The organism is Leucobacter albus (genome assembly GCF_039528015.1).
GTDB classification, from domain to species: Bacteria; Actinomycetota; Actinomycetes; order Actinomycetales; family Microbacteriaceae; genus Leucobacter; species Leucobacter albus.
Map to the genome: position 1 here is coordinate 81316 of NZ_BAAAKZ010000009.1, position 17617 is coordinate 98932.

Genomic DNA, 17617 nt, shown 5'->3' on the forward strand with positions numbered 1-17617 from the left:
CCGCGTCGGGCTCGGTCACCGCGATCGCCGCGACGTGCTCGCCGCGAATTGCGGGGCCGAGGTAGCGCTGCTTGAGCTCGGCGCTGCCGAACTGCGCGAGCGAGGGGGTCGCCATGTGCATCTGCACGTTGACCGCCATGGCGATGCCGGCGGCGTTGCCGCGCCCGAGCTCTTCAGAGAGCACCATCTGGTATTCGAGGGGCGCGCCCTCTCCCCCGTCTTCCTGGGCGAAGCTGAGCCCGAGCAGCCCGTGTGCCGCGAGCTTCGGGAAGAGCTCGTGCGCTGGGAAGGTGCCCTCAGCCTCCCACCGCTCAATATGGGGCGTGATCTCGGTGTCAACCACCGAGCGAACCATCGCACGGAATTGATCGATTTCGCTCGTCATTTTGGGGTGCTCCTTTGCATAAACGAGTGGGCGGCCCGGGGCCCACGGCCAGCTGCTCTGCTGCGCTTGGTCACACACTAACCCTTTTTCACAAAAAAATCATTCATGCTTGATTGTTTATCGGCAAGCTCTGTGGAATAGTGAAGCAACAGCACCATGCTCGGCAGTTCAGAGAGGAACAATCGGATGGAACACGCAGCCAACGTCCCCGCGGCGGTCGTGAGAATCGGCAACGCCTCCGGGTTCTACGGCGACAGGCTCAGCGGCTTCGACGAGATGGTCGAGGCGGGCGTCGACGTCATCACGGGCGACTACCTCGCCGAGCTCACGATGCTCATTCTCGCCCGCCAGAAGCAGGCAGACCCGGCTCAGGGCTACGCGAAAACCTTTGTGAAGCAGCTCGAGCGCTCGCTCGAACGGGTTGCGGCGGCCGGCACGAAGGTCGTGGTGAACGCCGGGGGCATGAACCCGGCGGGGCTCGCCGCGGCGATCCGCGAGCTCGCGGCCGGCCGCGGCGTCGCCCTCCCCGTCGCCCACGTCGACGGCGATGATCTCACCGGGCGTGCGGCCGAGCTCGGCCTCGGCGATCCGCTCGCCGCAAACGCCTACCTCGGCGGCTGGGGCATCACCGCCGCGCTCGCACGCGGCGCCCAGGTGGTCGTCACCGGGCGCGTCACCGACGCCGCGGTGATCACCGGGTCAGCGGCGTGGTTTCACGGGTGGGGGCGCGGCGACCACGATCAGCTCGCGGGCGCCATGGCCGCCGGCCACGTCATCGAGTGCGGCATGCAGGCGACGGGTGGCAACTTCGCGTTCTTCACCGAGATCGCAGACATGCTTCGCCCCGGCTTTCCCATCGCCGAGATCGCGGCGAACGGCGACAGCGTCATCACGAAGCACGCGGGCACCGGCGGCGCCGTCACGACCGAGACGGTGCTGTCGCAGCTGCTCTATGAGATCTCCGGGGCACGCTACGCCGGCCCCGACGCGACGCTCCGGCTCGATTCGATCTCGCTCGCGCAGGAGGGGGTGGATCGGGTACGTCTGAGCGGCGTGCGCGGCGAGGCCCCACCCCCCGATCTGAAGGTCTCGGTCACCGAGATCGGCGGCTTTAGGCAGCAGCTGACGTTTCCGCTCGTTGGGCTGAACATCGAGGCGAAGGCCGAGCTCATCAAGCGTCAGTACGACTACGGCCTCGAGGTGTCGGGGCTCCCCAGGCCCGAGCGGCTCGAGTGGTCGCTCGCCCGCACCGATCACGCAGACTCCGACACCCAGGAGGCGGCGTCGGCCCGGCTCACCCTCGTCGCCCGAGACTCAAACCCGAAGGTTGTCGGCCGCGCGTTCGCGAACGTTGCTGTCGAGTTCGCCCTCGGCTCGATTCCCGGTTTTTTCACCGAGAGCCCACCCGTCGAGGCGAGCGTCTACGGCCGATTCAGGCCAGCATTCGTGCCGCAGTCGACGCCGACGCACACGGTGCACCTGGCCGATGGCGAACGGATCGTTGTGGATCCGCCAGCTCAGACGCTCCCCCTCGCCCCGACCGACCTCGACTCGCGCAGCGCGGCGCCCAGCGAGCCCGCCCAGGCGAGCGCGGCCCGCGCCGGCGCCGAGCCCGAGGCTGCGCCCGCACCCACCGACGCGCATCGGGTCATCGCGCTCGGCGAGCTCTTTGGCGCGCGCAGCGGCGACAAGGGTTCGACCGCAAACGTCGGCGTGTGGGCGCGCAGCGAGGCCGCCTGGGAGTGGCTGCGCACCGAGCTCACCCCGGCGCGGCTGCGCGAGCTGCTGCCCGAGGCGGCCGGCCTCGCGGTCACCAGGGTCGAGCTGCCAAACCTTCGGGCACTCAACTTCGTGATCGAAGGGCTTCTCGGCGAGGGCGTCGCCTACGGCGCGCGCTTCGACCCGCAGGCCAAGGGCCTTGGCGAGTGGCTGCGCAGCCGCCACGTCGCGGTGCCCACCCATCTCATCCCCTCCCCCACAGCCCAGAAAGCGGAGCACACACAATGACCGTGATGACCTCAGCGCTTGACAGCGCCTCGCCGGAGTACCGCGACGCCGCCGACACCATGCGCGGCAAGCTCGCCGAGCTCGACGGCATCTTCGCACAGCTCGCAGCGGCGGGCGGAGACAAGGCCGTCGCGCGCCACCGCGGCCGCGGCAAGCTCACCGCCCGCGACCGCATCGAGCTGCTGCTCGACCGAGACACCGCGTTTCTCGAGCTCGGCGCCTTCGCCGGCTGGGGCAGCGACTTTCCCGTCGGCGGCAGCGTCGTCGGCGGCATCGGGGTCGTCTCGGGCGTCGAGTGCGTGATTCTCGCGAACGACCCAACCATCGCGGGCGGCACCTCGAACCCCGTCACCCTGAAGAAGCAGCTGCGCATCATGGATATCGCGCTGAAAAACCGGCTCCCGCTGATCTCTCTCGTTGAGTCAGGCGGCGCGAACCTGCCCACCCAGAGCGAGATCTTCATTCCCGGCGGCGACAGCTTCCGCAGGCTCGCCGAGCTCTCGAAGGCCGGTATTCCCACCGTGGCGATCGTGTTCGGCAACTCGACCGCCGGCGGCGCCTACATTCCCGGCATGAGCGACCACATCATCATGATCGAAAAGCAGTCGATGGTGTTTCTCGGCGGCCCGCCCCTCGTGAAGGCGGCCACCGGCGAGGTGAGCGACGAGGAGTCGCTCGGCGGCGCCGAGATGCACGCCCGCACGAGTGGGCTCGCAGATCACTTCGCGCGCGACGAGCAAGACGCTATTCGCATCGGCCGCCGCGTCGTCGCGCGGCTGAACTACGAAAAGCTGGGGCCGCGCCCCGCCGCAGCGGTCGCGCCGCGCTACGACGAGGCCGAGCTGCTCGGCATCGTTCCCGGAGATCTCAAGATTCCGTTCGACCCGCGCGAGGTCATCGCGCGCATCGTCGACGGCTCCGACTTCGACGAATTCAAACCGATGTACGGCTCGGGCATGGTGACCGGGTGGGCGCGAGTTCACGGCTACCCCGTCGGCATCATCGCGAACTCGAAGGGAGTGATCTTTAGCCAAGAGGCGCAAAAGGTCACCCAGTTCATTCAGATCGCGAACCGGCAGGCGACCCCCCTGCTGTTCCTGCACAACACGACGGGGTACATGGTCGGTAAGAAGTACGAGGAGGGCGGCATCATCAAGCACGGCTCGGCCATGGTGAACGCCGTCTCGACATCGACGGTGCCGCACATCTCCGTGCTCATCGGGGCCTCGTACGGCGCCGGCCACTACGGCATGTGCGGGCGCGCCTTCGACCCGCGGTTCTTGTTCGCCTGGCCATCGTCGAAGTCGGCGGTGATGGGCGGAGCGCAGCTCGCCGACGTCGTCACCTCGGTCGCGAAGGCGTCGGCTGCGGCCCGCGGTCTCCCGTTCGACGACGAGGCGAACGAGCTGCGCCGCCAGGCCATCGAGCAGCAGATCGAGGCGGAGTCGCTCCCGCTGTTCCTCTCGGGGCTCGGCTACGACGACGGCATCATCGACCCCCGCGACACTCGCACCGTCGTCGGTCTCTCGCTCTCAGCAATCTCTTCAGGGCCGATCGAATCGGACCGCACCTTCGGAATCTTCAGGATGTGACCCGCCCCATGACCACTCAGCTCAAGCTCCAGCACCGCCCCATCACTCGGGTGCTCGTCGCGAACCGCGGCGAGATCGCCCGCCGCGTCTTCGCGACCTGCCGCACGCGCGGCATCGCGACCGTCGCCGTGTTCTCCGACGCCGACGCGCACGCGGCCTTCGTCGCCGAGGCCGACACCGCCGTCAGGCTCCCAGGCACCGCGCCATCCGACACCTACCTCAGGGGCGACCTCATCATCGCCGCGGCCCTGCGCGCGGGCGCCGACGCCATTCACCCCGGCTACGGGTTTCTCAGCGAGAACGCCGGGTTCGCCCGCGAGGTGCTCGACGCCGGCCTCGTGTGGATCGGGCCCGACCCCGAGAACATCGACCAGATGGGCTCGAAGGTCGAATCGAAACGGCTCATGGCCGCGGCCGGCGTGCCGGTGCTCACCGAGCTCGACCCCGCCTCGATCACCGAGGCCGAGCTGCCCGTGCTCGTGAAGGCCTCGGCCGGGGGCGGCGGGCGCGGCATGCGGGTCGTCGAGCGGTTGGCGGATCTGCAGGAGACGATCCGCACCGCGTCGCAGGAGGCCCAGAGCGCGTTCGGCGACCCGACCGTATTCTGCGAGCGGTATATTCCCGAGGGGCACCACATCGAGGTGCAGGTGTTCGGCGACAGGCACGGCAACGTGTGGGCCGTCGGCGAGCGCGAGTGCTCCATTCAGCGCCGCCACCAGAAGGTCGTCGAGGAAGCCCCGGCGCCGCTCGTGGAGCGCCACGGCGAGGCGATGCGATCGCGACTCTACGAGGCCGCGCGCGCCGCCGCCTCCCAGATCGGCTACGTCGGCGCCGGCACCGTTGAGTTTCTCGCAGACGACCGCGGCGACTTCTTCTTCCTCGAGATGAACACGCGACTGCAGGTCGAGCACCCCGTCACCGAGTGCACCGTCGGCGTCGACCTCGTCGGCCTGCAGCTCGACGTCGCAGCGGGGGCACCGCTCGTCGGCGAGCCGCCGGCGCGCACCGGGCACGCGATCGAGGTGCGGCTCTACGCCGAAGACCCGGCGGCAGACTGGCTGCCGCAATCGGGGCCCGTGCACGCCTTTGAGATGCCAGCGGCCGCGACCGCGTTCGCGATCCCGGGCGGGGGTGATGCGAGTGCTGCTGTTGCCGGTGGCGCTGGCGCCGGTGCTGGTGCCGCGCTTGTTGGCGCTGGCGCCGCGGGGCACCCCGCGGTGCGCCTCGACGCTGGGGTCGCCGCCGGCGAGACGATCACGACGTTCTACGACCCGATGATCGCGAAGGTCATCGGCGTTGGCGCTAACCGCTCGCAGACCGCGCTCGCGCTCGCCGGCGCACTCGAGCAGATGGTCTGGGACGGCCCGACGACGAACGCGCAGCTGCTCGTGAACGTGCTGCGCGAGCCCGACTTCCTCGCCGGGCAGACGAGCACCGCGTACTTTGACGAGCACCCCGCGGTGTTCGGGGCCGCCGGCGATCGCGCGCAGCTGCGCGTCTCGGCGATCGCGGCCGCGGTCGCGACGGCTCAGGCCGTCGCCGCCGGGGCCCCCGCGGGGCCAGCAGGCACGGTTGTCGGCGGGGCCGCAAGCCTCACCGCGGAAGACACGCTCGCGCTCGACATCGCAGCGCGCAACCCGCGCCCCGCGATCGGCGGGTGGCGGCTGTTTCACCCCGACTACCGCAGCAGAAGCTTCGCCCTCGGGGCCGTGGAATGCACGGTCGAGTATCGTGAGCGCCGCGGATCGTGGGAGTTCTCGCCGGCGACCCTGGGCGGCGGGGACACTGGCGAGGCCCCCCTCGACATCGAGGTGATCGGGGCGGGCCCCGCGTCGGTTCGGCTCGCAATCGACGGCGTCGAACGGCGCTTCGCCGTCGAACGCCGCGGCTCGAGCCTCGTCGTGAGCTCTCCAGCGGGCACCGTGACGCTGCGCGAGCTTCCCCACTACTCCGACCCGAGCGCGATCGCGGCCCCCGGCAGCCTCCTCGCCCCCATGCCAGGAACCGTCGTGCGGGTGGAGGCCGAGGTCGGGTCGGCAGTGTCGGCCGGCCAGGGCATCATCTGGCTCGAGGCGATGAAGATGATGCACACGATCAGCTCCGACGCGGCTGGCATCGTCGAGGAGCTGCGCGTGCAGGTCGGCGACCAGGTCGACGTCGGCATGCTGCTCGCGGTCATCGCCGATGACGGTGACGGCGGTGACGGTTCGAGCGCCTCCGGGGACGCCGCCGCTGCCGCAACGGAGGGGGTCACGCCATGACGTCGGTACGATACGAGGTCTCCGGATCCACCGCGACAATTACGCTCGACAACCCTGAGAAACGTAACGCGATCAACCCCGAAATGCTCGCGGGTCTGCGCTCGGGGCTCGCCGCAGCCGAGGCCGATGCCGCGGTGCGGGCCGTTGTGCTCACGCACACGGGTAACACGTTCTGCGCCGGCGCCGACCTCTCGGGCCAGGCCGTCGGTGAGAGCGAGGCGTCGCCCGAGGAACGGCTGCGCGAGAGCGGTGCGCAGGCCGCCGAGGTGACGCGGCTGCTCGCGGAAAGCCCCCGCCCCATCATCGCGGCGATCCACGGCCATGTGCGCGCGGGCGGCATGGGTTTTGTTGCGAGCTGCGACTTCGTTGTTGCCGGCCCGCGCGCGACCTTCGGGCTCAGCGAGGTGCGTATCGGTGTCGTCGCCGCGATTATCTCGCCGCCCGTGCTTGCGCGGCTCGGAGACCGGGTCGCCGCCGAGTGGATGCTGCGCGGAGGGGCCGTCTCGGCAGCGGAGGCTGCGGCTGCCGGGTTCGTGACGCGGGCGGTGGGCGGGGCTGGGGCTGAGGCTGGGGCTGCTGGTGCTGCGGCCGGGGCCGGGGCCGGGGCCGGGGCCGGTGAGGCTGCCGTGGCCGAGGCAGTTGGCGAGATTCTCGCAGACCTGCGCAAGGCCGCGCCCGGGGCGCTTGCGGCGTCGAAGCGACTCGTGAACCGCGCGCTACTCGCCCGACTGGATGCCGAGACCGACGAGATGATCGAGCTCTCGGCAAGCGGCTTTGCCAGCGCCGAGGGGCAGGCCGGGATACAATCCTTCCTACAACGCACAGCCCCACCCTGGGTGCTGGAAAGCTAACACCTCCCTGCGAGTTACCGGATGGCAATGACACTGACTGAGAACGCACGCGCCCCGCAGCAAGACCGCAGCCGCGAGACGCGTGACCTCATTCTCGAAACGACACTTCGGGCGCTCGCGCGCATCGGGTGGAATGCCACGACCACCTCGGTTGTCGCCGTCGAGAGCGGCGTGAGCCGCGGCGCCATTCAGCACCACTTCCCCACCAAAGAGGCGCTCATGCGCGGGGTGCTGGAGTACATGTATGAGAGCCGCAACACCAGCGAGTTCTCGATCACGGCCGAGGTGCCCGCTGACGTCGACCGTTTCGAGTACATTGCCGAGCAGGTGCTCCACTACTACGCCTCCGACCACTTCAAGGCGGCGCTGCAGATGTGGACGGCCGCGATCGGCGACCCGGAGTTCAGCGAGCAACTGCAGCTGCACGGCGACAGGCTTGCCCGTGCGGTCTACGACCGCGTCGTTGTCGTACTCAACGCAGACACGAGCGACCTGCGCACGCACCGGCTCATTCAAACCACGCTCGATCTCTCGCGCGGGCTCGGGCTCGCCGACGTGCTGCGCGACGATTCGAGGCGCCGCAAGTCGGTCGCCAAGTTCTGGGCGAGCGAGCTGCGCTCCATCGTGCAGCTCGAGCCTGGTGCGGCTGGGGCTGGTTCTGGTTCTGGTGCTGGCGCGACTGAGGTTTCCGACGCTGCCGACGCTACTGCCCTTGCGAGCACCGCCAACGCCAGCTAACCCGTTGGCGCGATCTCACCGGCCGGCGCGATCTCACCGCGCAAACCCCAAACTCGATGTCAGTTTGCCCCACGAATTTGGCCCGATCGGCCTGTTTCGTGGGGCAAACTGACATCTACTTCGCGCGCGCCCGCGCGGTCGGGCAAAGCGGCTCGGGCAGATGACTCGAAGTAGAGGTCAGGCCGCCGCCAACCTCGCCTCTTCTCCTCGATTCGCTTCATTGAGGGCCCTGAGGTCTTCATCGAGCTGACCGAGCTCTTCATAGACGGCAGCGCTCAGTTTGGCGACGAGCAAGCCCGACACCGACGCGTAGTACGTCGCGAGGAATGCTTCGACGTTTGGTGCGTGCCCCGGATGCGCCTCCTCGTCGAGGCGACGCATCACCAGTTGCCTGCGCATGGAGTACTCGGCGATCACCCGGTAGTGAATCAGCGTGCGCAGCCGAACCAATTGGTCGGGCTGGCCGCGCTGAGGGAGCCAGCGTTCCTCCGCCAGCTCGTACCAGTTTCTTGGAGGCCTGTGCGGGGGCCGAAACTTACCCCGAACGTTGACCCGTGGGCCCAACGCTGCTGTCCAGAAGTCTCTGGGCAGCAGCGCGTGCTCTGCGCTGTTTCCAGTCAAGTCCCACTCGAAGACGCTGTCTTTGACCACGTCGAGCATTCCATTCATCTCGCCGAGAAGCCAATTCTCACACGCGTCAGCATCGCTCGGGAGCTGCTCAGTACCGATGTGGCCGTGTGCTTTGAGCGCAGAGAACTGGGTGGTAAAAAAGCCATGGCCGGTGAGCGCATCACCGAGCGACAGGATCGTCGCCGGGTTTCTCCCGGCGAGTATGATCTCGTTCACCAGAAGGGCAATACGCTCGAGCAATGGTTCCACGGAGCTATCCAGCGACGCAGCATTTCGCTGCCAGTAGTCGTGTGCCTCGAGCACCGAGTTCAGCTCAAGCTTGATGTCTCGTTTGTGTTCTCTGATGCGCGTGATCTTCTCGCTGCGAAACTCTAGACTCATGCGCGCTTTTTCACGGGCTACGTCTTCATTGCGGCGGGCCTCGGCTTCGCCTTCCGCCCGTCGCGTCAACACGAGCGTATTCCGAGCAATCGCCAGGGTGGCAACAAACGTGGCAAGCGTGAACAGACCACCGACTACCGTGGCCCAACTATTTAGGTTGCCCCAAGAGAACACACACATTTATCAAAGCTATCAGCTAGGCGAACGCTGCAACAGGCCCGCCTCACTGGCAGACAAACTGTTACACGTCTCTCCCCGCGCGCTCGGAGCTTCGCCCGCGCCGCCCGGCTTGGCCGAGCCGTGGGGCATCTCCCACCCGGGCGCCCCTAAGAGAAGCGCTGGCTTTCAGCGGGCACAGGGGCTACTCCTCGTCGTCGAAGTCTTCCTCGGAGTCTTCGTCGGGGGCATTGTCTTCGGCCGTGTCGTCTTCGGCCGCTTCGTCTACGTCGAAGTCGTCGATTTCTTCGAAGTCATCATCTTCGTCATCGTCATCATCATCGTCATCGTCGTCATCGCCCTCGAGGCGCGCTTCAAGCGCGGCGATCTCATCGCGCACTGCGGCAACGACGTCGGGGTCGTCTTCCCAAAGGTCGCGGAAGTCGGAGTCGGGCTCAATCATCTCGGTGAGTAGCTCGATGCCGCGCTCAAGGTGGTCGTCGAGCCGTTCGAGATCTCCCGGCCATACCGTCGGCCGGCCCAGCACCGCGAGCAGGTAGCCCGCTGCCCGAATCTGGTCGTATTCATCGTCGTACTCGAACGCCGCATCGATGCGCGCATCGACGTCAATGCCCTCGAAGAACTCCGCGAACCAATCTGCTGCGCCGTCGCTCTCCCACGGCTTGCTGCCCCATGCGCCCATGTGTGAACTCCCTCTGTCGGCCCGGCGACTCCGGGCACACCCCACATGCTATTGCGTGCGGGTCGCGCGTGGGGGCCGCACGGTCAGATCTGCGGCATTCCGTCTTCTCCGAAGGCCACGCCCTCGCGCTCGAGGCGCTCTCGTGCCGCGTGATGCACCACACCGCGCCGACCCGGTTTGGGCTCGAGCAGGCTCAGCAGCGTCTCCCGGGAGGTGTTCGCGTGCTCCGCCACGGCAACCCTCACGCTCCAGAACTTGTCGGCCGCAAATCGCGCGAGCACCGCCGGGCTGGCGTCGGGGTTCAGCGCCGCAGCGTTGCGAATCGACTGGTTCGGGTCCACGAGCAGGGCCTCGAACTCGTCGTCGGTGTGAGCGCCCTGAGCGAGCACATAGCGGCGATCCTCGTCAGCCCGCTCCTCGGGTGTCTTGCGCTTAGCCATCGGCACCTCCTGCGGGGTGGGCGAGCACCCAGTCGAGCACCCGCTGGGCGTGCGTGTTCGGTGGAAACACGGGGTAGAACACGTGCTCGATGACTCCGTCTAGAACGATCAGTGTGAGCCTCGAATAGAGCCTACCCTCGCCCGGCGCCTCGAACGTGGGCAGGTCGAGCGCTGCGGCGAGCGCAAAGCCGGTATCAGACAGCATCGGAAATGGCAGCCGCAGCCGGTCACCGACTTCAGCCTGGTACGCGCTCCCCTGGCTCGAGAGTCCGTAGACAGCCGTGACCCCGGCGGCCTGCAGCTCCCGAAAGTGGTCGCGAAAGTCGCAGGCCTCGCTCGTGCAGCCCCGCGCCCCGGGAATCGACTCCCACCCCTCTGGCAGCTCGCCGTCGGGGCTGCCAGTCAGGGGGTAGAGGTAGACGACCGTGCGGCCGGCTCCGAAGGAGCCAAGACTCACCATCGCCCCGTCGCTCGCGGGGAGTGTGAGTCGGGGCAACTGACGGCCGGGCAGGTGTGCCGCGCGGCCGTCATCAACCGGCACCGGCAGGCCCTCGGGCAGCTCCGTCGGGTGGGTCATGGCTTGCTCCGCATGCCTCCAGAGTCTAGCCGTTCGACGGCCTCTACTCAGTCAAGCTTCCACGCTTCTCGGCTCACCCGGGTCTCATCAGCGAACGGCAAAGGCTCGCGCGATACTTCGTACCGCGCGAGCCCCTTCAACCGTTCAGGCTCAACTCTGAGCCGGAGATCAGCTAGACGTTAAACCGCCACTCGCACACGTCGCCGTCTTGCATCACGTATTCCTTGCCCTCCATGCGGGCCTTGCCCTTCGCGCGGGCCTCTGCGACCGAGCCGGTCTCGACGAGGTCTTCGAACGAGATGATCTCGCCCTTGATGAAGCCCTTCTCGAAGTCGCCGTGGATCACGCCTGCGGCCTGCGGTGCGGTGGCGCCCTTCGGGATTGTCCACGCGCGCGCCTCCTTCGGGCCAGCGGTGAGGTAGGTCTGCAGCCCGAGGGTTTCGAAGCCGATGCGGGCGAGCTGGTCGAGGCCGCTCTCCTCCTGGCCGATCGAGGCGAGCAGCTCGGCCGCGTCCTCATCATCAAGCTCGATGAGCTCGCTCTCGAGCTTCGCGTCAAGGAAGATCGCCTTCGCGGGCGCAACGAGGTCGGCAAGCTCTGCGAGCTTCGCCTTGTCTTGCAGCACACCCTCGTCGACGTTGAAGACGTAGAGGAACGGCTTGGCGGTGAGCAGCCCGAGTTCGCGGATCGGCTCGAGATCCACCCCAGCGAGCGACAGCGGCGTGCCGTCGTTGAGCGCGGCCATCGCGGCCTTCGCGGCGTCGACGACCGACGCGTCGATCTTCTTGCCCTTCAGCTCCTTCTCGTAGCGCGGCAGCGCCTTCTCGATGGTCTGCATGTCGGCGAGGATCAACTCGGTGTTGATCGTCTCCATGTCGCTCGCGGGGTTCACGTCGCCGTCGACGTGAATCACGTCGGGGTCGGAGAACCCGCGCACGACCTGCGCGATCGCGTCAGACTCGCGAATGTTCGCGAGGAACTGGTTGCCGAGGCCCTCGCCCTCGCTCGCGCCGCGCACGATACCCGCGATGTCGACAAAGCTCACGGGGGCGGGGAGGATCCGCTCGCTTCCGAAGATTTCAGCGAGCTTGTCGAGCCTCGGGTCGGGCAGGTTGACAACGCCAACGTTCGGCTCGATCGTCGCGAACGGGTAGTTCGCCGCGAGAGCATCGTTGTGCGTGAGAGCGTTGAACAGGGTCGACTTGCCGACGTTCGGGAGACCGACGATTCCAATGGATAACTTAGACATGTTGGTTACATGGTATCCCAGGGTGGCGTGATTCCTGGAGCGCATCATTCCCACACGAAAACACGGCAGCAAGAACACTCGCGCAATTCTGAGATTGCGCGTACACTAGACCTCAATAGGTGCTTTAGGCCCGACACAACTAGATCCCCCAGAGAATGGGGCATCGAACTTGTGTCGGGCCTTTTGTCTTGAAGGGGCGAGAATGAGTGATCATCCAGATGGCGGGGTTGGCTACCTCGAGATGTGGGAGTACAACCGGTTCGTGTGGGCATGGGAGCAGGCGGGCAAGATCGCCTCGTTCCTCTACAGCGCCGGCAAGATCAACAGCAGCGGGGAAACAGACATCAGGGTCGACTCTTCCAGCACGCCAGGCACTCCCCTCGACGCGACATGGCTCGCCGCCGACGAGATCAGCGGCCACCTCCATGCACTCAACAGCTTCCGCGATGCCGAGCACGCAGCGAGCGACAAGATCGGCCAGTACCACGCCATCGAGCTCGGACGCTGCGTCTCCACTGCCGACCGCCGGTGGCCGATGCAGGACAAACCCCACCACGTGAGATTCCTGCGCTGCGGCGGCTGCCTCGAGCTAACGCTCACCTACCGGCCGCCGCGCTGGGATGGAGACGACGTGAAGGTTGACTGCGGGTGCGGGTACTCGATGGACGACACCCAATGGCAGCGGGCAATCAAGCTCGCCGAGATCGAACTGAAGGATGCAGCATGATCACGCGCGAAACTAAGACAGGGCCAAGCGCCGATGATTGGGTGATGCTGAAAGACGCCCCCGAGCGGCTCAAGCGCCCAAAGTCCATGATCTACAAGTGGGTGCAGTCCGGGCAAGTGCAGACTATCCGCCCCCTGCATGAGCGCTGGTGCCTACTCGAAGACCTTCTGCGGCTCGACGCCGCGACTCCCCGCAGGCGCCGGACTTGACGCTCTTATGAACGCTATGTAATCTGTAGATAGATGGTGGAGTTCTATACCCACTCACCAGGCCCCTGACGGAGACGCGTTGGGGGCTTTGGTGTTTCATCGACACAATCGAATACACAATTCAATAGCTCGCACAACGGTGCGGGCACATCATGAGGCCGCGAGGTTTCATCCGCCGCGTGCGGGGCTCTGGTGGCACAGTCTCACCATCCCCGCACCGCGTGCTCGGGTAGTTAGCTCATCTGGTAGAGCGCCGGTCTCCAAAACCGGAGGTGGCAGGTTCGAGACCTGCACGACCCGCGACGGCTACGCGTACGCACGGGTGGTGTTGAGAGTAGCCAGGACTCGCGGTTCAATTCCGCGCCAACACCACCCACCTAAACCTCCCGGCGTGACGGGATGACGCGCATACCTCTTTGAAGCTGGACGTTCAAGGGCCAGCACCCCGGGGTGTGCGTGCGTAGCGGTGGCGCAAGAACGTACCGGCTCACGACCACATACTTCCCGTCATCATGCCGTTCACGAGAGCTCCACACGGACACCTCCCCTGAGTAGGCCGATGACGGTCATTCTCCCCCGCGCTAGGCGAGGTAGGCCGCGTTATGCGGCAGAGACGAAAGAGAGCAGCATGCCTCACGAACGCATCACCCACCTCGAAGACCACCCCGGCGTCACGCCCGAGGGCAACTCGACAGGCGAACGCTACTACGTGCCTGAACTGCGAGTGCAGTGGGATCGAGACAACCAGTACGTCCAACTCCACCTCGAAGCACCACCTGAGCACTGGACGCAACTCGGCAACGGTGGAGTAACCACCGCACCCAGCCAGGTACTCGACCGCCGACAGGTCAACCACCTCATCCGCACTCTCCGCCGCGCACGAGACGCAGCGTACGGAGCTGACGAGTAACCCCACCATTCTTCCCCGCGCCGTACCGCTGACAACTCCCTATCGAACCGGGTACGAGCGCGGGGAGCATCACCAACGGAGGCACGACTTGGGTATCCACACGGGCAATGCAATCGCCACGCGACACCGTAAGCTCGACAGCCTCAACGCGGGCTCGGTAATCCTCGACGTTCACGGGCACGCCTGGCAATATGACGGGCTCTACTGGTACCGCGCATACGGAGACAGCAGCATGGTCGCGACATGGGATCTCGCCCAAACCGCGGGCGCTGTCTTCGTCGTCCACTCTGCACCGAAGCGGCGCGGCATCAGCTTTGAACATCAAGGGTAAACGGAGGCACACGATGGGCTGGAAGCACCAATGCAGGCAGCCCGGGAACTTCCGCATCTGGGCACGTCGTGCACGTGGTGGAGCTCTCTGGGCATGCCGCTGCGGCACATGGTGGCAACTTCGGCGCCGCTCCATCATCCCCGGGCACTCGCACTGGGAATGGCGACTAGACGAAGACCCGGCACCAGCCAGCGAGGGCCACCGCGAGAGCGACACCTACACGTCGACAGAACTCGCGCCAGGCCACTACCGTGACGACGGCGAACGCTACATCCCTGAGATACAGCTCGGGTTCCAGAGGGAGCAGCAATGAGCGTCCACACGAAGGCCGCACTTGAGGCAGCTATCCGCGACCACATCGCAGACGAACACGACGGGTCACTGGCCGCGTCATGGGTAGTGGTCACCGAGCGCGTACCGCTCGATGGTGATGACGGCTATTCCCACGTCGTAGACATCGTCCCAGACGGGCAATCTTCCGTCACCACGATGGGCCTTGCGTACTTCGTCGCACAACAACGCTCAGTAGGGATCACCAATGGTGGCTAACGATCGCACCTGTACCGACTGTGGTGCCGTCTACCCGTCTACCCGTGCCGCTCTCCTCTGCTGTGACGAGGAATACCGCGGCGACCGATACACCGAGAGGGAACGATGAGCGTGGCATTCAACGAGGTCAGACTCACGCGCAAGGGCATCACCTTCGATGACATAGTGCTACCTGGCGCAGCGGTCGGCACAGAGGCAAGGGTGGATAGGTATGGGCCTGACCTTCACAAGGTCACCTTCAGCGTGTACACCCAGTCGGTAGACATTGCGCCTGATCCAATGTACGGATGCAACGTCGAGGTACATGACCACGACGAAGCCAACCAGTAGGCAGGGGCACAGCATGGCATGGGCCACCTCACGCAGACGTACCCAACTCCCACCCGACTGGCCAGACCTCAGGCGACAAGCCAAGGCCAGAGCACACGGCATCTGCGAACACCACACCAACAGTGTCCGCTGCACCAACCAAGGCACAGAGCTACACCACACCGGAGACAACACAGACCACCGCCTCGAAGTACTCGAATGGATCTGCCGCGACTGTCACCGCACCGAAACACAACGACAAGCACGCGAGGCACAAACAGCCCGCTACACCACAGCACGCAAACGCACCCCCGAGACCCACCCCGGCAGCATCAGCTGACCACCCGGGGGGACTCCCCCACACGCCGCCCAAAGGACCGACGGGGCTAGCAATCACGGATTTGCGTGCGGAAAAGTCATTTTTTTCAGGCTCTGAGAGCGGCTGAGAGGGCCGTTCGAGGAGCCTTTTGTGTCCCAGGTGGACGCGTTCACCCCAGGAGGGTTCATGGCTGCGAAGAAGACTGCTGGGCCTCAGTTCGCGAGTGCTGATGCGCGTGAGTTGTGGTCTGAGACGACTGAGACTTACGCGATGGCGGCTCATGAGAAGCTCATTTTGAAGGGCGCGTGTAGTGCGCTCGACAAGATAGCTGCTCTCGAGGATGAGCTTGAGGGTGCTGACCTGATGTCGAAGGGGTCGATGGGGCAGGATGTCGCGAACCCGTTGTTGGGTGAGCTTCGGCAGACTCAGGCGGCGTTTGATCGCGCGATGAAGCAACTTGCTCTCCCTGATGTTGATGGTGAAGATGCTGGCGCGTCTCGCTCGAGCTCTGCTCGCGAGGCTGCTGCTGCACGCTGGGGGACGTAATGGCTCGGCTGCGTGGCTCTACGAAGCATGACGAGTCAGCAGCGATCCTTGCCTATTATCGGGAGCTCGTGTCGCGGCCATATGTGGCGCCGGAGTTGCAGTATGACCCGGTGAAGATCGGGCCTTCTTGGCTGCTTGATGGTGACCGGTTCGTTTTGCCTGAGCATTCGATCGGGTGGGACGGTCTCGTGTTTGCCGGCGAGAAGATGCAGCTGAAGCGTGGCGAGCCGTGGAAGTTCACGGCTGAGCAGGCGCGCTTGTGGCTGTGGTGGTACGCCGTCGACGCGTCGGGGCAATTCGTGTTTGACCGCGAGGGCGTGATTCAGCGTCTCAAGGGCTGGGGTAAAGATCCGTTCGCCGCGGTGATGCTCGGCACTGAGCTCGTTGGCCCGTGTCGTTTCGCGGAGTTCGATGGTGGTCGCGCGGTCGGGACTGATGAGCCTGATGCGTGGGTGCAGATTGCTGCGGTGACGCAGGAGCAGACGAAGAACACCATGCGGTTGTTTCCTCGCCTGTTCACCGATGATGCGAAGCGTGAGTTCAAGCTGCAGATCGGCAAGGAGCAGATCTACGCACTCGGAGACCAACGATTCTTGCAGGCACTCACGTCGAACCCGGCACCGCTTGAGGGCGGCAGGGCGACGATGGTGCTCCTGAACGAGACGCACCACTTCCTTGCGAACAACAACGGCCTCGAAATGTATGACGTGATCGAGCGCAACAGTACGAAGTCGTCAGATGGTGCGGCCCGTGTGCTGCACATCACGAACGCGTACGACCCGGGCATGGACTCGCTCGCGGAGCGCACACGTCAGTCGTGGGAGCTGTCCCAGGGCGAGGAACGCAAGAACATGCTGTCCGGCCTCATGTACGACTCACTCGAGGCCCCACCTGAAGCGCCTCTCACGCCCGAGGATGCACCCGAGGTGGTGCGGGGTGTGCGTGGCGATTCGGTGTGGCTGAGCCTAGACCGTATTCAGAAGTCAATCCTGGATCCGCGTAACCCTCCGTCTCGTTCGCGCCGGTTTTGGTACAACCAGATCACTGCGAACGAAGAGTCGTGGATGGATCCGATCAAGTGGGATCAGCAGGCTGCTGCGGAGCTCGCGTTTAAGGACGGCGATGAGATTGTCATGTTCTTCGACGGGTCTAAGTCTGACGACGCGACCGCGTTGGTCGGTGTGCGGGTTGCGGACGGGTTCATTCAGGCTCTGGGGTTGTGGCAGGCGCCGCCTCAGAAGCGCCGTGGTGAGTGGGTGGCGCCTCGTGGCGAGGTGTCGCAGCGTGTTCGTGCACTGTTCAAGCAGTACCGGGTTGTGGGGTTCTGGGGTGACCCTTCCCACACGAAGGAAGACGGCACGCTGGATCTGTTCTGGCAGCCGCTGATTGACGAGTGGCATCGCGAGTTCTCGTCGAAGCTCACGCTGTGGGCGTCCACGCAGCATTCGATTGCGTGGGACATGTCGAACACGTCGAGCAGTGGCAAGGGCAAGTTGTTTGTGCCGGCTGCTGAGGCGTTCGTGGAGTCGATCGAGAACCGCGAGCTCGTGCATGACGGGTCTGCGGAGCTAGCCCGGCATGTGAAGAATGCTCGTCGTTTCCCGACGAGGTTCGGTGTTTCTCTTTCGAAGGATGGGCCGGAGTCGCCCAGGAAGGTCGACCTCGCTGTGTGCGCGGTCGGTGCGACGTTGATGAGGCGTCAGCTGCTCAATAGTGGCAAGCGTAGCCTCGGGAAGATCTGGTGACC

The 17617-nt window shown here is 65.7% G+C and carries 19 protein-coding genes and 1 tRNA gene; 14 read left to right on the forward strand and 6 right to left on the reverse strand.

Annotation, left to right across the window (positions count from 1 at the left end):
* On the reverse strand, positions 1–385 hold a 385-nt coding region (locus ABD115_RS10895; RefSeq protein WP_343960782.1), incomplete at its 3' end, for an acyl-CoA dehydrogenase family protein.
* Positions 386–571: 186 nt separating this feature from the next.
* On the opposite strand from ABD115_RS10895, the gene ABD115_RS10900 reads away from it, so the two are divergent.
* From ABD115_RS10900 to ABD115_RS10920, 5 genes are read left to right on the forward strand one after another with little or no spacing between them, the layout of a single operon-like run.
* A complete protein-coding gene (locus tag ABD115_RS10900; protein WP_343960784.1) occupies positions 572–2392 on the forward strand; it encodes an acyclic terpene utilization AtuA family protein in 1821 nt (606 codons plus the stop codon).
* Between the two features lie 5 nt (positions 2393–2397).
* A complete protein-coding gene (locus tag ABD115_RS10905) occupies positions 2398–3984 on the forward strand; it encodes an acyl-CoA carboxylase subunit beta (RefSeq protein ID WP_343960785.1) in 1587 nt (528 codons plus the stop codon).
* 8 nt (positions 3985–3992) lie between these two features.
* Positions 3993–6245 carry an ATP-binding protein gene (locus tag ABD115_RS10910; protein WP_343960787.1) on the forward strand — a complete coding sequence of 751 codons (2253 nt, stop codon included), beginning with the start codon at positions 3993–3995 and terminating at the stop codon, positions 6243–6245.
* On the forward strand, positions 6242–7096 hold the full coding sequence (locus ABD115_RS10915; RefSeq protein ID WP_343960788.1) for an enoyl-CoA hydratase-related protein: 855 nt from the start codon (positions 6242–6244) through the stop codon (positions 7094–7096). Before ABD115_RS10910 ends, ABD115_RS10915 begins: the two co-directional genes overlap by 4 nt.
* 27 nt (positions 7097–7123) lie before the next feature.
* Entirely contained in the window at positions 7124–7834 is a 711-nt protein-coding gene (locus ABD115_RS10920) for a TetR/AcrR family transcriptional regulator (RefSeq protein ID WP_343960790.1), read from the forward strand.
* Positions 7835–8011: 177 nt separating this feature from the next.
* Here the strand turns inward: ABD115_RS10920 and ABD115_RS10925 are convergent, their stop codons facing one another.
* The 5 genes from ABD115_RS10925 to ychF form a co-directional block, all read right to left on the reverse strand.
* A complete protein-coding gene (locus ABD115_RS10925; RefSeq protein WP_343960792.1) occupies positions 8012–9025 on the reverse strand; it encodes a hypothetical protein in 1014 nt (337 codons plus the stop codon).
* Positions 9026–9206: 181 nt separating this feature from the next.
* On the reverse strand, positions 9207–9704 hold the full coding sequence (locus tag ABD115_RS10930) for a hypothetical protein (RefSeq protein ID WP_343960793.1): 498 nt from the start codon (positions 9702–9704) through the stop codon (positions 9207–9209).
* Positions 9705–9787: 83 nt separating this feature from the next.
* Entirely contained in the window at positions 9788–10144 is a 357-nt protein-coding gene (locus ABD115_RS10935; RefSeq protein ID WP_343960795.1) for a hypothetical protein, read from the reverse strand.
* A complete protein-coding gene (locus tag ABD115_RS10940) occupies positions 10137–10721 on the reverse strand; it encodes a peroxiredoxin (protein ID WP_343960796.1) in 585 nt (194 codons plus the stop codon). The genes ABD115_RS10935 and ABD115_RS10940 overlap by 8 nt, the downstream gene beginning before the upstream one ends.
* Before the next feature lie 172 nt (positions 10722–10893).
* On the reverse strand, positions 10894–11970 hold the full coding sequence (gene ychF / locus ABD115_RS10945) for a redox-regulated ATPase YchF (RefSeq protein WP_343960797.1): 1077 nt from the start codon (positions 11968–11970) through the stop codon (positions 10894–10896).
* A gap of 202 nt (positions 11971–12172) precedes the next feature.
* Here ychF and ABD115_RS10950 point away from each other — a divergent pair, with 202 nt between their 5' ends.
* The 9 genes from ABD115_RS10950 (at position 12173) to ABD115_RS10990 (ending at position 17615) form a co-directional block, all read left to right on the forward strand.
* Entirely contained in the window at positions 12173–12697 is a 525-nt protein-coding gene (locus ABD115_RS10950) for a hypothetical protein (protein WP_343960798.1), read from the forward strand.
* Positions 12694–12906 (forward strand): hypothetical protein, encoded by a 213-nt coding sequence (locus ABD115_RS10955; protein WP_343960799.1) that lies wholly within the window; start codon positions 12694–12696, stop codon positions 12904–12906. Before ABD115_RS10950 ends, ABD115_RS10955 begins: the two co-directional genes overlap by 4 nt.
* A gap of 227 nt (positions 12907–13133) precedes the next feature.
* Positions 13134–13206, forward strand: a tRNA-Trp gene (locus ABD115_RS10960).
* A gap of 328 nt (positions 13207–13534) precedes the next feature.
* A complete protein-coding gene (locus tag ABD115_RS10965) occupies positions 13535–13816 on the forward strand; it encodes a hypothetical protein (protein ID WP_343960800.1) in 282 nt (93 codons plus the stop codon).
* Between the two features lie 88 nt (positions 13817–13904).
* Positions 13905–14147 carry a hypothetical protein gene (locus ABD115_RS10970; protein ID WP_343960801.1) on the forward strand — a complete coding sequence of 81 codons (243 nt, stop codon included), beginning with the start codon at positions 13905–13907 and terminating at the stop codon, positions 14145–14147.
* A gap of 309 nt (positions 14148–14456) precedes the next feature.
* Positions 14457–14696: a hypothetical protein gene (locus ABD115_RS10975; RefSeq protein ID WP_343960802.1), complete on the forward strand. Its 240-nt coding sequence runs from the start codon at positions 14457–14459 to the stop codon at positions 14694–14696.
* Positions 14697–14807: 111 nt separating this feature from the next.
* Positions 14808–15026, forward strand: coding sequence for a hypothetical protein (locus ABD115_RS10980; RefSeq protein ID WP_343960803.1), 219 nt, complete (start codon positions 14808–14810; stop codon positions 15024–15026).
* A gap of 448 nt (positions 15027–15474) precedes the next feature.
* Positions 15475–15870 (forward strand): hypothetical protein, encoded by a 396-nt coding sequence (locus tag ABD115_RS10985; protein ID WP_343960804.1) that lies wholly within the window; start codon positions 15475–15477, stop codon positions 15868–15870.
* Positions 15870–17615 carry a terminase gene (locus tag ABD115_RS10990; RefSeq protein WP_343960805.1) on the forward strand — a complete coding sequence of 582 codons (1746 nt, stop codon included), beginning with the start codon at positions 15870–15872 and terminating at the stop codon, positions 17613–17615. Before ABD115_RS10985 ends, ABD115_RS10990 begins: the two co-directional genes overlap by 1 nt.
* Positions 17616–17617: the final 2 nt, after the last annotated feature.

Excerpts from the sequence above, each read along its gene's own strand:
- ABD115_RS10900 (WP_343960784.1), top strand. The coding sequence starts at position 572 with ATGGAACACGCAGCCAACGTCCCCGCGGCGGTCGTGAGAATCGGCAAC.
- ABD115_RS10905 (WP_343960785.1), top strand. The coding sequence starts at position 2,398 with ATGACCTCAGCGCTTGACAGCGCCTCGCCGGAGTACCGCGACGCCGCC.
- ABD115_RS10910 (WP_343960787.1), top strand. The coding sequence starts at position 3,993 with ATGACCACTCAGCTCAAGCTCCAGCACCGCCCCATCACTCGGGTGCTC.
- ABD115_RS10915 (WP_343960788.1), top strand. The coding sequence starts at position 6,242 with ATGACGTCGGTACGATACGAGGTCTCCGGATCCACCGCGACAATTACG.
- ABD115_RS10920 (WP_343960790.1), top strand. The coding sequence starts at position 7,124 with ATGACACTGACTGAGAACGCACGCGCCCCGCAGCAAGACCGCAGCCGC.
- ABD115_RS10925 (WP_343960792.1), bottom strand. The coding sequence starts at position 9,025 with ATGTGTGTGTTCTCTTGGGGCAACCTAAATAGTTGGGCCACGGTAGTC.
- ABD115_RS10930 (WP_343960793.1), bottom strand. The coding sequence starts at position 9,704 with ATGGGCGCATGGGGCAGCAAGCCGTGGGAGAGCGACGGCGCAGCAGAT.
- ABD115_RS10935 (WP_343960795.1), bottom strand. The coding sequence starts at position 10,144 with ATGGCTAAGCGCAAGACACCCGAGGAGCGGGCTGACGAGGATCGCCGC.
- ABD115_RS10940 (WP_343960796.1), bottom strand. The coding sequence starts at position 10,721 with ATGACCCACCCGACGGAGCTGCCCGAGGGCCTGCCGGTGCCGGTTGAT.
- ychF (WP_343960797.1), bottom strand. The coding sequence starts at position 11,970 with ATGTCTAAGTTATCCATTGGAATCGTCGGTCTCCCGAACGTCGGCAAG.
- ABD115_RS10950 (WP_343960798.1), top strand. The coding sequence starts at position 12,173 with ATGAGTGATCATCCAGATGGCGGGGTTGGCTACCTCGAGATGTGGGAG.
- ABD115_RS10955 (WP_343960799.1), top strand. The coding sequence starts at position 12,694 with ATGATCACGCGCGAAACTAAGACAGGGCCAAGCGCCGATGATTGGGTG.
- ABD115_RS10965 (WP_343960800.1), top strand. The coding sequence starts at position 13,535 with ATGCCTCACGAACGCATCACCCACCTCGAAGACCACCCCGGCGTCACG.
- ABD115_RS10975 (WP_343960802.1), top strand. The coding sequence starts at position 14,457 with ATGAGCGTCCACACGAAGGCCGCACTTGAGGCAGCTATCCGCGACCAC.
- ABD115_RS10990 (WP_343960805.1), top strand. The coding sequence starts at position 15,870 with ATGGCTCGGCTGCGTGGCTCTACGAAGCATGACGAGTCAGCAGCGATC.